The sequence below is a fragment of the Dyadobacter sediminis genome (genome assembly GCF_005860765.1).
Lineage (GTDB): Bacteria > Bacteroidota > Bacteroidia > Cytophagales > Spirosomataceae > Dyadobacter > Dyadobacter sediminis.
Genome location: NZ_VCEI01000031.1, coordinates 107,247 through 122,179, shown reverse-complemented (window position 1 = coordinate 122,179; position 14,933 = coordinate 107,247). Strand labels below are relative to the sequence as shown.

Below are 14,933 nucleotides of genomic sequence, written 5' to 3'. Positions count from 1 at the left end.
ACACCACTACGAAATGAAGAATATTAAAATCAGAAAAGGAATACTGTTTATTCTGGCGGCAATCGTTCTTTTTTTTATCGCCGATCTCATTTTTCCTTTCCGGCCTGAAATCCGTTATGCCACGCAGGTTACGGATAATAAAGGCAATATCGTCCATGCATTTCTGAGTGATGACGATAAATGGCGGTTGTATGCGGACATTTCTGAAATTACGCCGCTGCTTCGTAAAACGCTCATTTATAAAGAAGATCAGTACTTTTATTATCATCCGGGTGTAAATCCGATGGCCGTCGTCAGAGCTGCTGCCCGGAATATTTTTTCAGGCCGCAGAACTTCCGGCGCTTCCACGATTACGATGCAGGTGGTGCGTCTTCTGAAACCGCGTCCTCGTACTTATTTTAATAAAGCACTTGAAGTTTTCAGGGCCGTGCAGCTTGAAATGCATTATTCCAAAGCAGAAATCCTGCAGTTCTATCTTAATCTCGTTCCATACGGCGGCAATATAGAAGGAATCAAGGCGGCATCGCTGTTGTATTTTGGTAAGCCGCCGCAATTGCTCAGTCTCGCAGAAATAACCGCACTGACCATTGTGCCTAACCGTCCGTCCAGCCTCAGGCCGGGAACGAGAAATGAAGCCCTTAAAACCGCACGGAACGAATGGCTGAAACGCTTTGAAGAGGATAAAATATTTGACATGAATATAATTCGCGATGCGCTGAACGAGCCGCTGCTTGTAAAGCGGCTGCATGCGCCAAAGCAGGCACCGCATCTGGCGATAAGGCTTAAGCATGAATTCAGTAATCAGCCGGTGATTCAGAGCACATTGAAAATCCAGTTACAAAACCAGGTTGAAGAACAGGTGAAGAATTTCATTAACCGCCGGAAAGTGATGAATATTCATAATGCCGCGGTTCTGGTTGTGAACAATGAAACCATGCAGGTGGAGGCTTACGTAGGTTCTGCGGACTTCAATAATCCTTACGACGGCGGCCAGGTGGATGGCGTACGTGCTGTTCGTTCGCCGGGAAGTACGTTGAAACCTTTGCTGTATGCAACGGCATTCGACAAAGGAATTATTACGCCGAAAACGGTCCTGAACGATGTTCCGGAAAATTTCAGCGGGTATGAACCCGAGAATTTTGATCTGCACTTCAACGGTCCGGTAACGACAGAATTTGCACTTGCCAATTCACTTAATATTCCTGCTGTGAAGGTTTTAAAGGAAATCCAGACTTCGTCGTTAATCGAAAAACTCCGGAAAGTGGGGTTTAAAACGGTGGACAAACAGGCAAAAGATTTGGGCTTGTCGATGATTCTGGGCGGATGCGGCGTAACACTGGAAGAAATGACGAGGCTTTTTGCAGCATTTGCCAATGAAGGAAAACTTAAAAACCTGCGGTATACTTCACAAAGTCCTTCTGATAAAAAAGGCGCTACTTTGATTTCAGCGGATGCATCCTTTCTGATCACCGGAATTCTAACGCAAATAACGCGTCCGGATCTTCCCACCAATTTTGACAATACGTATCATTTACCAAAAATCGCATGGAAAACGGGTACTTCTTACGGCAAACGGGATGCGTGGAGCATTGGTTACAACCGGCGGTATACGGTCGGGATCTGGGTCGGGAACTTTTCAGGCGAAGGCGTTCCGGAGCTTAGCGGTGCCAATACAGCAACGCCTTTGCTGTTTTCGATTTTCAATTCGCTGGATTACAATTCGCCGAAGGGCTGGTATAAACCCACAGCCAATGTTTCTTTAAGAAAAGTATGTGCCGTCAGCGGAAATGTGCCGTCGGAGTTTTGCACCAACCAGATTCTGGATTATCATATTACAGGCGTTACAGGGTATAAAAAGTGCCAGCATCTGCGCTGGGTTTTTACGGATCCGGCCGGAAAAATTTCCTATTGTACGTATTGTCTTCCCGAAAAGAATTTTGAAAAGCGAACGTACGCGAATCTGGCGCCGGAACTCATTGCCTTTAACGAAATGCAGAAAATCCCGTATCCGAAAATCCCTCCGCATAACCCGGCGTGCGAGCGGGTTTTCCATGAAGGCGCGCCGCTGATCGTAAGTCCGAATGAAGGCAGTGAATATTACATCCGCAAAGAAGAACCGCAGCAGCTTCAGCTCGCCTGCCATACGGCCAATGACGTGCAGGAAGTTTTCTGGTATGTCAATGACAAACTAAGCAAAAGAGCTGCGCCGCACGAAGGCATATTTATCAACCCGCCTTTGGGAAGAGTAAAAATTTCATGCAGTGACGACAAAGGCCGCAATTCGGACATCTGGATTGTCGTGAAACGCATGTAAATATCAATAAACAGGTCTTTTGATCAGAAACTCAAAATACTTACAAAGCTGCGCCTTCCGCTTCCTGGTAAATCACCTGAACAAGCGTTTGCCCGACTGCTTTCAAGGTCTTCGGATCAATGTTTTCCATGGTATCCTGCGCAGTATGCCATTGGTCAAAGAACGTTTTGGAAAGATTGTTATGCCTTGTATGAATGATATCGATCATCGGAATATGCGCTACTTTGTTCACCGGCAAATGATCATCTGTAATGGCTGAACCGGTTTCGTCAATAAAATAATTGTTGTAACCCAGCTTGCTGGCCGTATTCCAGACTTCCCGGACAACGCCTTCTGCCATTTGCACCGAATAGCCTTCTTTAAAGAAAGTTGCTCCCTTTGCACCGGTCATATCCAGCAAAACGCCGAAATAAGCTGTATAATCGGGTAAATGCTTGTTGGCCGCCCAATGTTGCGAGCCGAGGCAAAATCCGCTGTATTCCATTTCTCCGGCTTCTTCTGAATTTCCCCAGTCTTCGGCATCAAAAAAGATAATATCCACACCGATCTCCGGTTTTGCTGTCTGTAAAGAAAGTGTACGCGCTATTTCCAGTAAAATCCCGACGCCGCTTGCACCGTCATTGGCTGCCGGAACCGGTTTGGTCTTTTCCGTCGAATCCTGATCTGCAAAAGGCCGCGAATCCCAGTGTGAAGTCAGCAAAATGCGTTTGGCAGCTTTCGGATTGTAACTTCCGATAATGTTCCTGGCATTCAGTTGTTTGCCATCGTATGTTTTGGCAATAAACTTTTGTTCCGTAACCTGCATTCCATACTTTTTCAAAGTAGCAGCCAGATAATCGCCGCAGGCAACATGCGGGTTTGTATTCGGAACTCGCGGCCCGAAATCAACCTGTTTCTGAACAAAACTGTAAGCAGAATCCGCATTGAAATCAGGGCTTTTTACAAGTGCCGGCGCTTGTTCATTGGTTTGCTCTGAACTTTCCTTGGTTTTGCAGCCATAAATGCTGAATACAGCAAGAAGCAGGAGATAAAATCTTTTTTTCATGGAATTATTCTTCGTAGGCCCAGTCGATCCGCACTTTGGTATCACGGATTACAAGCCCCTGGTTTTTAAAATAAGAACGGATTTCATCTACTTTTTCGTAGTTGCGCGACAGTTTATATTCGCTGTACAGTTTCAGCATGCCGTCGAGAATGGCGTAGCCTTCGCTTAATTCTTCTTTCAGGCCAAGTACATCTTCAAAGAAAACAATGAAATTATCTTTCAGCTTCTTTACCGTTTCTTCGCCCAGAGCCGCCGTTTTCAGCTGGCCCATATTGATCATATTGATGTATTTGAGCAAATTGAACAAATTGGCAAATGCGACGGCTGTATTCAAATCGTCGTTCATGGCTGCATAAAAGCCTTCGATTGCCTTTTCAATGTCAGCAATTTTTGCCTCATCCTTTGCTACATCGTCTTCCTGAACATACGCAAGCAGCTTTGCAATGCGCAATCCGTTTGCCAGTTTTTTATACCCTTTATGCGCAGCTTTGAGCGCGTCGTTGGAAAAATCGAGCGTACTGCGGTACTGGCTTTGCAGCATGAAGAAGCGCACCGTCATCGGGCTGTATGCCTGATCCAGCAAGGCATGGTTTCCTGAAAACAGTTCAGCCGGAAGAAAAGAGTTGTTGAGCGACTTGGACATTTTCTGTCCGTTTACCGTCAGCATGTTGGTATGCATCCAGTAACGTACGGGTTCTTCATTGGTCAGCGATTTTCCCTGTGCGATTTCACATTCATGATGCGGAAATTTCAGGTCCATTCCGCCGCCGTGAATGTCAAACTGTTTTCCAAGATATTTGGCACTCATGCATGTACATTCCAGGTGCCATCCCGGAAAGCCCATGCTCCACGGCGAATCCCATTGCATGATGTGTTCGGGACTGGCTTTTTTCCAGAGTGCAAAGTCGAGCGGATTGCGCTTTTCTGCCTGTCCGTCCAGTTCGCGGGTTTCATTCAGAAGATCCTCAATTACCCGGCCTGAAAGCTTGCCGTATTCATTGCCGCCCGCCTGATATTTATTGATGTCAAAATAAACCGAACCGTTTGATTCGTAAGCAGCCCCTTTCCTTATAAGCGACTTTACCGCTTCAATCTGTTCGATCAGATGGCCCGTTGCGGTTGGTTCTATGCTGGGCGGAAGCAGGTTGAAAATCGCAGAAACGTCATGAAAATCATTGGTATACCGCTGCACAATTTCCATCGGTTCCAGTTTTTGCAGCTTGGCCATTTTCCCGATCTTGTCCTCGCCTTCCTCACCGTCGCCTACCAAATGGCCTACATCGGTAATGTTCCTTACATAGCGTACTTTGTAGCCGATGTGCGTCAGATAACGGTACAGAATGTCAAAAGACAGGAACGTACGGATATTTCCGAGATGGACATTGTTGTAAACCGTTGGCCCGCAGACATACATTCCGACGTAAGGAGGTGCGATCGGGACAAATACATCCTTTTTACGGGTTAGTGTATTGAATATTTTAAGAGGCTGGAAAGATTGTGTGGTCATTTAGTTTACTTTCTTTGATTACGGATTCTTCATTTCTTTCTTCGTCAGGCGGGTTTCCACCCAATCTATTATTTTTTCTGCTTCTTCCAGTCCGACATTGGCAATTTTAACACTTTTGGTTCCATCGTAACCCATTGCCAAGTGTAAAACTTCATAAGCAGTGGCAAAATTTGCGGTTACTTTTTTATCCAGGCTACTCAGTTCCTTCTGGTACCATTCTGCACTTTTACGGGTTTTCTTCTTTTTATCTCCTAACAACTCGTTCAACGCAAGCAAAATACCGGTATAAGCCGTGTGCCCTGCAATTTTGACGTATTTTGAATCCTGAAACAACCCGTCCTGTTTTCTTGCGTTGTTTTTGAGAAATCCTTTTGCATTGTCAATGTGCCTTCTTGCTTCTGTAATGGCTTCCATCAGTATGTGTAAATAAGCGTGATATAGCATAACTTATCCGAATGCCAGACCGTAACCTGCTATCCGATTCCTACAAAAATAGCAAATAACCAATGATTGATCCGTACCTGTTCATTCATAAAGCATGCGACAGGAAGGCTATTCGGGCGTTTTGATTATCTTCGCAGCAATTACAGAATAATATTCAAACCTGAAACTAACTTAAAATCAATACAGTACTAATTTATGAGTTTATTAACCGTAGGATCTGTAGCATTTGATGCACTTGAAACACCATTTGGAAAAACAGATAAAATTATTGGTGGTGCTGCCACTTACATCACACTTGCTGCATCTTACTTTACAAAAGAGAACAATCTGGTTGCCGTAGTCGGCGGGGATTTCCCTAATGAAATGATTTCGCTTCTTCAGGATCACGGCGTTAATACGGAAGGTCTGGAAATTGTTCAGGATGGAAAAACATTTTTCTGGTCAGGAAAATATCATGAAGATATGAACACCCGCGATACGCTGGAAACGCAGCTGAACGTCATGGAACATTTTGACCCGATTATTCCGGATTCTTATCAGGGAACAGAATTTCTGATGCTTGGGAACACGGTGCCGGCTACGCAAAAACTGGTAATTGAGCGCATGGCCAAGCGTCCGAAACTGATTATGCTGGATACCATGAACCTTTGGATGAACATCGCGCTGGACGACTTGAAAGCAGTTCTGAAACTGGTGGATCTGATCACGATCAATGATGAAGAGGCGCGCCAGCTTTCGGGTGAATATTCCCTGCGCAAGGCTGCAAAAAAAATCATGGCGATGGGTCCGAAAACGCTGATCATAAAAAAAGGAGAACACGGTGCATTGCTGTTTCAGGAAGACCGCATCTTTTTTGCACCGGCGCTTCCGTTGGAAGAGGTTTTTGACCCGACCGGCGCAGGCGACACGTTTGCAGGCGGATTTATCGGATATCTGGCGAGCACAAACGATATTTCCTTTGAAAATATGAAACGTGCCATTATTTACGGCTCGGCCATGGCTTCTTTCTGCGTTGAGAAATTCGGTACAGAACGAATTGTAAATCTTACGCAGCAGGAAATTGATGCGCGTGTTCAGGATTTTGTAAATTTATCCAGTTTTGAAATACAATAGATTTTTCAGTTGCTAAAATGATGAGGTCTATAAGTCAGAATTAAAATCTTCTTGCTTATAGACTTTTTTGATGCTGTTATCAATGCATGTTTGAAATACACATTAACCCTGCTAAATATTCCATTTGATGATGTTATCAAGAAACGTTACAGGTTTTTTTATCCTGCTTTTTATTGCCTTTTCTGCAAAATCACAGCATCCGAATGCTTCGCCCCAAAGTAAAAACAAAATTGTTGTCATTGCCCACAGAGGAAATCATGTAAAGGTTCCCGAAAATACGATTGCAGCCTGCAAGGAAGCAATTGCCGGCGGAGCAGATTATGTGGAAGTGGACCTTAGAACGACAAAGGACGGACATTTGATTGTAATCCATGATGCAACCGTGGACCGCACGACTAACGGAACCGGAAAAGTAAGTGCCATGACGCTTGCTGAAATAAAAAAGCTTCAGGTATTTAATCAGAACAGAAGAACGCACCATATTCCGGAATTCAGGGAAATTCTGGCGCTTTGCAAGGACAAAATAAACATTTACCTCGACTTCAAAGAGGCCGATGCCGCCGCAACGTGGAAGCAGATTCAGGCAGCAGGAATGGAACATCAGGTCGTTGTTTATGTGAATGATGTAAATCAGCACAAACACTGGAAAAGTACGGCTCCGCATATCCCTTTGATTTCCAGCATGCCCAAAGAAGTAACGGATGTAGAAGGACTGAATGGCTTTTTGAAAAAAACAGAATTGAAAGTTCTGGACAATGTTTCCAATCCCGAAATGATAAAAGCGGCAAATGCGCAGGATATTTCAGTCTGGATGGATGTGCAGCGTCCTGATGAAGGACCGGCTTCCTGGAAAGACGCATTACAAAAAGGTGTTCAGGGCTTGCAAACGGACAAACCTGCTGAGCTGGTTAAATTTCTAAAAGAAAACGGTTATAACTAGTTTACGATCTTGCAGTGCAGGAATAATTCCGGACTTTCTCATAAATCGGGCATTCGGGACTATGTGCGCCTTCGAGATAACCCGTGCTCATCAAAAACTCGCTGACGATTTCACCGCCTGTAAATTTGAACGTTTTCTTAAAAAGCCTGATCCATTCCGCTTTGGTCAAAGTATGATGCGCGTCCAGCCAGTTTTTGAAAGATCCGAATTCCGATTTCAGTTCCAGTATTTTCTGTGCATTGACAATAGCGGCATTTATTTTAAGCCGGTTTCGTACTACGCCCGGATTCTGCATTAATCTTTCCCGGTCTTCTTCATCGTAAGCAGCAATTTTTTCAATTGAATAGTTGCTGTAAGCCGTACGAAAACTTTCCTGTTTTCGCAGCATAAGCGTCCAGCTAAGCCCGGCCTGATTTATTTCCAGGATCAAACGGCCAAACAATTCATTGTCATCATCAATAGGAAATCCGTACTGATGATCATGATAATATTTATTGAGAAGATAATCGGGTTGCTCTGAAACGGTGTTATTGACGTAGTTACAGTAAGACATACACGGAAGATTTGATGTTGATAAAGTTATCTCGCAATTCCAATCTGAACTTCGGTAATGTTATTTTCAGGATTATCAAAGTCCATATTCAGGTAAATTTCACGGTTTTCACCGGATATGATCCGCTTTTGTGTTGCCAGTTCGTTCGCCAGTTCGCCATATATTCTGCCAAGCCCTTGCCAGCTTCCATACAGATGTCCTGCAACGCATTCAAACGGATTTAGGTATTTCAGTTTAAATTCCGAATCGGCAAGTTCGGCTTCCGAATACGACACCGGCAATGCTATGGAAAGATTGAATTCGGTTTCCGGATTTCCGTCCGCACCCTTGTAAATCCAGTAAATGGGACCGGTTACCTCCAGTTTTTTACGATAGGCTTCTTGATATAAACGGTGTGCAACCACGCGCACATATTGCATAATGTTGTTGAAAGAAGTTTCCGTTTCAAAAAATAAAACGTGAATCGGCTGAATGGTTTTTGTCTGCATTGGAACGAAATTAAATTGTTTTATGCAAATGAAACCATCGCCAGTGACAACCCTTTGTCAGTTGCTTTTTAACTCCGCAGGTTTTTTATGTTTTATTTTCCGTACTGTTTTCTGAAGCCAAGGATAACTGATGTAAAGCGCCTTTGTTGCACCGATGCCTATGCCGGCGCCCATTAAAACATCCGCAAGCCAGTGCCTGTTATTTAGAATCCGCATGGACCCGACTGCGGTGGCCGTGCCGTAACCGCCAATGCTGTACAAAACGCTTCGTTCTCCGTATTCTTCATGCAGAATCGTAGCATTGGTAAAAGCCGACGTGGTATGCCCGGAAGGAAAGGAATAATAATCTGTACGATCCGGACGCGGATAACGGACGATCAGTTTCAGGCTTTGGGTTACGCCTTGAGAAATAACATTGGATAAAATGGCCAGAATAACCTGATCGCCCAACGAATGTTTTCCTTTAACTCCTGCAGAAGCAAGTCCGAGGCTTACTGCCGCTGGCGCATACAAGAGGTAATCATCCAGACTGGAGTGAAAAGAAGGATATTTTGAAACCATTTTTTCCTGTAAATGACGGCTGATTTTTCCCTGCGTCACCAATCCGGCAAGCGCAAGCGAAACCGGCGGGATTACGTCTGCTGGCCTGACAACCCAAAGTGTTGAATCCTTTTGGGCGCTGGCCTGCGGAACGATAAAATGGCAGCAGAAAACAACACAGAATATTTGTGTTTTAATAATACGTAAAATCATAGGATTGCTTCACGGACACGCACGAGTCTTTCCAAAAGTCCTTCAAGCTGGTCTAGAGGAAGCATATTCGCTCCGTCTGATTTCGCTTCGGAAGGATTGAAATGGGTTTCTATAAACAGGCCGTCGGCGCCTACGGCAATGGCCGCTTTTGCAATGGTCTCGATCAGTTTCGGTTTTCCGCCGGTCACGCCGGAACTCTGGTTAGGCTGCTGCAGGGAATGCGTGCAATCCATAACGACAGGAACGCCAAAGCTGCTCATTTCCGGTAAGTTGCGATAATCCACAATCAGATCTCCGTATCCGAAGCTGTTTCCCCGGTCTGTAAGGATAACTTGGCAATCCGGATTGATTTCATTGATTTTCTCAACAGCGAATTTCATGGAAGCGCCGGAAAGAAACTGCCCTTTTTTGACATTAACAGCTTTTCCCGTTCTGGCGGCCGCAGCAAGCAATTCCGTTTGGCGACATAAAAAAGCCGGTATCTGCAATACATCCACGTATTCTGCGGCAAGCGCAGCTTCATGCGATTCATGGATATCCGTGACAGTGGGAATGCCGAAAGTATCGCTTACTTCTTTCAGGATTTTTAATGCTTTTTCGTCCCCGATCCCGGTAAAAGAATCAATTTTGGTCCGATTGGCTTTCCGGTACGAACCTTTGAAAACGTAAGGTATGTTTAGCCGTTCGGTAATTGTAACGATGTGTTCAGCAATGCGTAATGCCATATCCCGGCCTTCGATTGCGCAGGGGCCTGCAAGCAGAAAAAACATGGGAGAATCGGCATTTTTTATATTCGCTATGGAAATCATACAATATTTATTTCACGGTTAAAAAACTTTTGCGAAGGTACATTTATCCATAAAGTTCTCCTTACAATTGCCAGATTTCTTGGAACGTATAATCTTTAAACATTTGATTTTCTGCTTTTTTAATCTTGCATGCACTGAATACAATAAATGATATGAACTAAAAAAATTTTGAAAAATTGAACTGAAATATCTTTCTTTGTTGCGATTTTAACCAAAAAGTGATTAGAAAATGTCAGCAATTTCAGAAAGAGTTAAGCAAATTATAGTCGAAAAACTCGGCGTTGAAGAGTCGGAAGTAACACCAGAAGCAAACTTCCAGAACGACTTGGGAGCGGACTCTCTAGATACCGTTGAATTAATTATGGAGTTCGAAAAAGAATTCAACCTTTCTATCCCTGACGATCAGGCGGAGAACATCGGTACAGTTGGCCAGGCTGTTGCATATCTGGAAGAAAACGTGAAGTAATTCGGTTTCACCAGTATCATTTTCTATTTCTGTCCCTATTTTATGAGTTTTAAGAGAGTTGTAATTACAGGAATGGGTGCATTAACACCCATTGGAAATGATGTTTCTACCTTTTGGAAAAATTTGGTTGCAGGTGTAAGCGGAGCAGCACCAATCACGCGTTTCGATGCTGAAAAGTTTCGTACACGCTTTGCCTGTGAAGTAAAAGGTCTGGATATCAACAATTACATTCCTCGACAAGAAGCACGTAAAATGGATCCGTTTGCCCAGTATGCCGTCATTGCAGCAGATGAAGCAATGAAGGACGCCGGCTTTGGCGAAGATACGCTTGATCTCGACAAAGCCGGTGTTATTTGGGGTGCCGGTATCGGCGGTTTGAAAACCTTTGAAGATGAGGTTGTAAACTTTGCTGAAAATGGTAAAACACCCAGATTCAATCCATTTTTTATTCCAAAAATGATTGTGGACAGCGCATCGGGAATCCTTTCCATTCGCTATGGTTTTCGCGGTCCCAATTTCATTACCGTATCTGCCTGCGCATCTGCAACCAATGCCTTGATCGATGCATATAATTATATCAAGCTGGGTATGATGAATGTATGTATTTCAGGCGGTTCCGAAGCGGCCATAACCAATGCCGGTGTCGGCGGTTTCAATGCACTGAAAGCATTATCCGAAAGAAACGACTCTCCTGAAACTGCTTCCCGGCCTTATGACAAGGACCGTGACGGATTTGTGTTGGGAGAAGGCGGTGCAGCCATTATTCTGGAAGAACTTGACCATGCAAAAGCACGCGGGGCTAAGATCTATGCAGAAATGATCGGCGTGGGCATGTCTTCGGATGCTTATCATATTACGGCGCCGCATCCCGACGGTCTCGGCGCACAGATCGTGATGAAAAATGCAGTTGAAAACGCAGGTTTGAAGCCTGAAGATATTGATTATATCAATACGCACGGAACTTCAACACCGATCGGCGATCCTCAGGAAATCAAGGCTATTGAAAAATATTTCGGAGAACATGCCTATAAAATGAACATCAGTTCCACGAAATCAATGACCGGGCATTTGTTGGGCGGAGCCGGAGCCATTGAAGCAGCAGCCTGCATCATGGCAATCAAAGATCAGATCATTCCTCCTACGATCAATCATTTTACGGATGATCCGGATATTAACCCCGCATTGAACCTTACCTTCAATGAGGCACAAAAACGCACGGTCAATATTGCCCTAAGTAATACTTTTGGTTTTGGCGGTCATAACGCATCGGTCATATTCAAAAAGTATGAAGACTGAGTAAACTTTTATACGTGGCAAAGCGAATCCTTTTACCGATACTTTCTCTCTTCCGGGCCGGAAGTGCCGAGGATAAGAAATTTAAGGAATCGATTGCACATGTAATTGGCGACCGGCCTTCCAATCTTGGCGTTTATCAGCTTGCATTCCGCCATACTTCTGCGTCCAGAGAAACAGCCATAAAAGGTTTCCGCGAGTCCAATGAAAGACTGGAATACCTCGGTGATGCCGTACTCGGAATGGTTGTAGCGGAATTTCTTTTTACCAAATATCCTTACAAAGACGAAGGTTTTCTTACCGAAATCCGTTCCCGGATTGTAAACCGCGAATCGCTTAACCAGATTTCCCGCAAACTGGGGCTGGACCATCTGATCGAATATGACGGCAACCGCCGCGGCATGTCGCCCCGTTCTTCCATGTACGGCGATGCACTGGAAGCGTTTGTAGGTGCCATTTATCTGGACAAGGGCTTCCGCTTCACCAGAACGTTCATTATCAGCAAGCTTATTACCCATTACGATCTGGATAGTATTATCCAGAACAATGCCAACTTCAAAAGCCTCATTATTGAATGGGCGCAGCGTGAAGGAAAGGAAATCCGGTTTGAAATCCTTGAAGAACGCGGAACGCGGCACCACCGCGAATTCATCTCACAAATTCTTGTAAATGACGAGCCATTTGCTACGGGCAACGGATTTACCAAGAAAAAAGCAGAGCAATCCGCCTCTGAACAAGCCTGTGCACTTCTTGAGTTAAGATAAAATGGCTACTCGCCTTTCATTTTGACCTGTATTTTTGCTGAGAATCAGCCATGTTGTCATTGTAAAATGGATTTGCTTCCATTACCAAGACATTGTGTCATGTATTTTCTGTTTTTTCAGGTGAGGAATAAAAGTTGATAATATCAGTATACCGAAAGGGAATTATAAAAACTGAAATTTAGAAACTTAAAATCTTATAAAATGAACACGCTTGTTAAAACACATTTCGCAAATCCTTCTTACCTGAACGGAATTTTCAGAAAAGATCTTTTCAACGAATTTGCTGCTCCTGCTTTTTCGGGAAGCGTTCCGGCTGTAAATGTTGTAGAAAGTAAAGAAGGTTTTCGCATAGAAGTAGCTGCTCCCGGTTTGCAGAAATCCGATTTCAAACTGAACCTGGAAAAAAACCAGCTGACAATCTCGGCCCAGAAAGAAAATAAAGAGGAAGAAAAGAATGAAAAGTACACACGCAGGGAATTCAATTATGTTTCTTTCCAGCGCACTTTCACATTGCCGAATTCAGTTAACGGAGACAAAATTGAAGCAAACTATTCTGAAGGTATCTTAAGCATTGCTTTGCCAAAACGCGAAGAAGCCAAAGAAAAGCCAGCCCGTGCAATCGAGATTGCCTAACTAGCTGATAAATTGAAAAGGCGTTATTTTTATAAATAACGCCTTTGTTATGAACCAAGTTAATAATAAATTGTTTGCTGAACTGGCAGGGTTTTTTAATGAATTATTTAAAGGAATGTCACTGTTAAATAATGTTAAATGAGCCGGATACGGGAATAATTTGTTATTTGCTTTGCGTTATTTATTTACAAAAATAAAACCCCAACATATGTCTATGAAAACAAATTGGAAAGGTTTAGTGTTGGTTGGGTTGATTTCTAGCGCATCAACTCTTGCTGGCTTTAAACTATTAGGTACAGATAGTGACAGAGATGTAATTATTAAGGAAGCTGCTGCGGAATCCATCAACCGCTTTACTTCTACCGGTATTCCGGTGGGGACACCGGGCGATTTTGTTTATGCAGCCGAAGCAACAACTCCGACAGTAGTTCACATAAAATCGACAATCACACGTCAGGCTTCACGTCAGCAGATTCCTGATATTTTCAGGGATTTTTTCGGTGATGAATTTGAAGGCGGTTCCCGTGGCCCGCAATCGTCCGAGGCATCAGGTTCCGGTGTAATCATTTCTCAGGATGGATATATTGTAACTAACAACCACGTTGTGGAAGGTGCTCAGGAACTGGAAGTAACGCTTCATAACAAGAGCAAATTCAGAGCCAAAGTAATCGGTACCGATCCTTCTACGGATATTGCGGTCATTAAAGTGGAAGCCAAAGATCTGCCTGCTGTAACGCTTGGCAATTCTGATGCGGTAAAAGTAGGCGAGTGGGTTGTCGCAGTCGGTAACCCGTTCAATCTGGAATCTACCGTAACGGCTGGTATTGTAAGTGCAAAAGGCCGTGGATTGGGAATTATTGGTCAGTCGAGCCGTCGTAATGGTGTAAAACCTACTGCTGCTACAGCCGGTGACTCTCCGCTTGAATCTTTTATCCAGACAGATGCAGTTGTCAACCCCGGAAACAGTGGCGGTGCATTGGTTAACCTGAAAGGAGAACTGATCGGTATCAACACAGCCATTGCAAGTCCGACCGGAAGTTTTGCAGGTTATGCATTTGCAGTTCCGTCCAGCATTGTTAAAAAAGTCTCAACCGACCTGATCAAATTTGGTAACGTTCAACGTGGATACCTCGGCATTGCGCTTGACGACCTCGACAGCAGAAAAGCTGAAGAATATGGTGTAAAAGTAAATGACGGTGTTTACGTTCGTGAATTTACCGAGAACAGTGCTGCAAAAGCAGGCGGCGTAAATAAAGGTGACGTGATTGTGAAAGTAGATGGAATAAATATACATTCCATTCCTGAGCTTCAGCAGTCAATTGGTTTGCACAAGCCTGGTGACAAAGTGAATCTGACCGTAAACCGTAACGGCAGCGAAAAAGATCTGACTGTAACCCTGCGTAACAGAACCGGCGGCTCAGACATCATCAAACGCGATGAAACGGCTGCTATCATGAATGCACTGGGTGCACAGTTTGGTGATCTGAGTGATCAGGAGAAACAACGTCTTTCCCGTTACAAACTGGAAGGCGGCGTAAAAGTGCTCTCTATTGAAGGTGGTAAATTTGCCCGTTCACAAGTAGAAGAAGGCTTTATCATTACCAAAGTAAATGGAAAGGCTGTTCGTACAGTGAAAGAATTCCAGAGCGCAATTGCCGGAAAGGAAGAGTCCATGGTGCAATTTGAAGGATTGTATCCGGATGCGCCGTACGACATTTATTCCTTTGGTTTCAGATTGTAATATATTCAGTATAAAAGAGAAAGGCTGCCTTGATTTTCAAGGCAGCCTTTCTCTTTTATATGCAATCGGT

Annotated in this window: 15 protein-coding genes; 8 read left to right on the top strand and 7 right to left on the bottom strand. The window is 44.0% G+C overall.

All coding sequences use genetic code 11. From position 1 onward, the window contains the following. Positions 1-13: 13 nt before the first annotated feature. Positions 14-2,314 carry a penicillin-binding protein 1C gene (pbpC, locus tag FEM55_RS23660; protein WP_138283802.1) on the top strand — a complete coding sequence of 767 codons (2,301 nt, stop codon included), beginning with the start codon at positions 14-16 and terminating at the stop codon, positions 2,312-2,314. Between the two features lie 40 nt (positions 2,315-2,354). Here pbpC and FEM55_RS23655 read toward each other — a convergent pair whose 3' ends face one another. Genes FEM55_RS23655 through FEM55_RS23645 form a run of 3 tightly spaced genes read right to left on the bottom strand, consistent with a single transcriptional unit; the run spans position 2,355 to position 5,310 of the window. Further along, complete coding sequence (locus FEM55_RS23655; RefSeq protein ID WP_138283801.1) at positions 2,355-3,359, bottom strand: M28 family peptidase; 1,005 nt, start codon at positions 3,357-3,359, stop codon at positions 2,355-2,357. 4 nt (positions 3,360-3,363) lie between these two features. Then, positions 3,364-4,866, bottom strand: a complete 1,503-nt coding sequence (gene cysS / locus FEM55_RS23650) for a cysteine--tRNA ligase (protein WP_138283800.1) — start codon at positions 4,864-4,866, stop codon at positions 3,364-3,366. A gap of 18 nt (positions 4,867-4,884) precedes the next feature. Continuing rightward, a complete protein-coding gene (locus FEM55_RS23645) occupies positions 4,885-5,310 on the bottom strand; it encodes a DUF5618 family protein (protein ID WP_229209396.1) in 426 nt (141 codons plus the stop codon). A 195-nt stretch (positions 5,311-5,505) separates the two neighbouring features. Here FEM55_RS23645 and FEM55_RS23640 point away from each other — a divergent pair, with 195 nt between their 5' ends. Together FEM55_RS23640 and FEM55_RS23635 are read left to right on the top strand one after the other, a co-directional pair. Next, the gene (locus FEM55_RS23640) at positions 5,506-6,423 is read left to right on the top strand and encodes a PfkB family carbohydrate kinase (RefSeq protein WP_138283799.1); all 918 of its coding nucleotides are present in this window, start codon (positions 5,506-5,508) and stop codon (positions 6,421-6,423) included. A 127-nt stretch (positions 6,424-6,550) separates the two neighbouring features. Next, on the top strand, positions 6,551-7,363 hold the full coding sequence (locus tag FEM55_RS23635) for a glycerophosphodiester phosphodiesterase family protein (RefSeq protein ID WP_138283798.1): 813 nt from the start codon (positions 6,551-6,553) through the stop codon (positions 7,361-7,363). A 1-nt stretch (position 7,364) separates the two neighbouring features. Here the strand turns inward: FEM55_RS23635 and FEM55_RS23630 are convergent, their stop codons facing one another. The 4 genes from FEM55_RS23630 to kdsA are packed head-to-tail and all read right to left on the bottom strand — an operon-like array spanning position 7,365 to position 9,966. Continuing rightward, on the bottom strand, positions 7,365-7,916 hold the full coding sequence (locus FEM55_RS23630; protein ID WP_138283797.1) for a DNA-3-methyladenine glycosylase I: 552 nt from the start codon (positions 7,914-7,916) through the stop codon (positions 7,365-7,367). A 26-nt stretch (positions 7,917-7,942) separates the two neighbouring features. Then, positions 7,943-8,404 (bottom strand): GyrI-like domain-containing protein, encoded by a 462-nt coding sequence (locus FEM55_RS23625; RefSeq protein WP_138283796.1) that lies wholly within the window; start codon positions 8,402-8,404, stop codon positions 7,943-7,945. A 57-nt stretch (positions 8,405-8,461) separates the two neighbouring features. Further along, a complete protein-coding gene (locus FEM55_RS23620) occupies positions 8,462-9,157 on the bottom strand; it encodes a phosphatase PAP2 family protein (RefSeq protein ID WP_138283795.1) in 696 nt (231 codons plus the stop codon). Continuing rightward, a complete protein-coding gene (gene kdsA / locus FEM55_RS23615; RefSeq protein ID WP_138283794.1) occupies positions 9,154-9,966 on the bottom strand; it encodes a 3-deoxy-8-phosphooctulonate synthase in 813 nt (270 codons plus the stop codon). The genes FEM55_RS23620 and kdsA overlap by 4 nt, the downstream gene beginning before the upstream one ends. A 229-nt stretch (positions 9,967-10,195) precedes the next feature. Here kdsA and FEM55_RS23610 point away from each other — a divergent pair, with 229 nt between their 5' ends. From FEM55_RS23610 to FEM55_RS23590, 5 genes are all read left to right on the top strand, one after another. Beyond that, positions 10,196-10,432: an acyl carrier protein gene (locus FEM55_RS23610; protein WP_138283793.1), complete on the top strand. Its 237-nt coding sequence runs from the start codon at positions 10,196-10,198 to the stop codon at positions 10,430-10,432. 42 nt (positions 10,433-10,474) lie between these two features. Next, positions 10,475-11,728 carry a beta-ketoacyl-ACP synthase II gene (gene fabF / locus FEM55_RS23605; RefSeq protein ID WP_138283792.1) on the top strand — a complete coding sequence of 418 codons (1,254 nt, stop codon included), beginning with the start codon at positions 10,475-10,477 and terminating at the stop codon, positions 11,726-11,728. Between the two features lie 14 nt (positions 11,729-11,742). After that, the gene (rnc, locus tag FEM55_RS23600; RefSeq protein WP_138283791.1) at positions 11,743-12,489 is read left to right on the top strand and encodes a ribonuclease III; all 747 of its coding nucleotides are present in this window, start codon (positions 11,743-11,745) and stop codon (positions 12,487-12,489) included. A 201-nt stretch (positions 12,490-12,690) separates the two neighbouring features. Then, positions 12,691-13,122, top strand: a complete 432-nt coding sequence (locus FEM55_RS23595) for an Hsp20/alpha crystallin family protein (protein WP_138283790.1) — start codon at positions 12,691-12,693, stop codon at positions 13,120-13,122. A 214-nt stretch (positions 13,123-13,336) separates the two neighbouring features. Beyond that, entirely contained in the window at positions 13,337-14,863 is a 1,527-nt protein-coding gene (locus FEM55_RS23590; protein ID WP_138283789.1) for a Do family serine endopeptidase, read from the top strand. Positions 14,864-14,933: the final 70 nt, after the last annotated feature.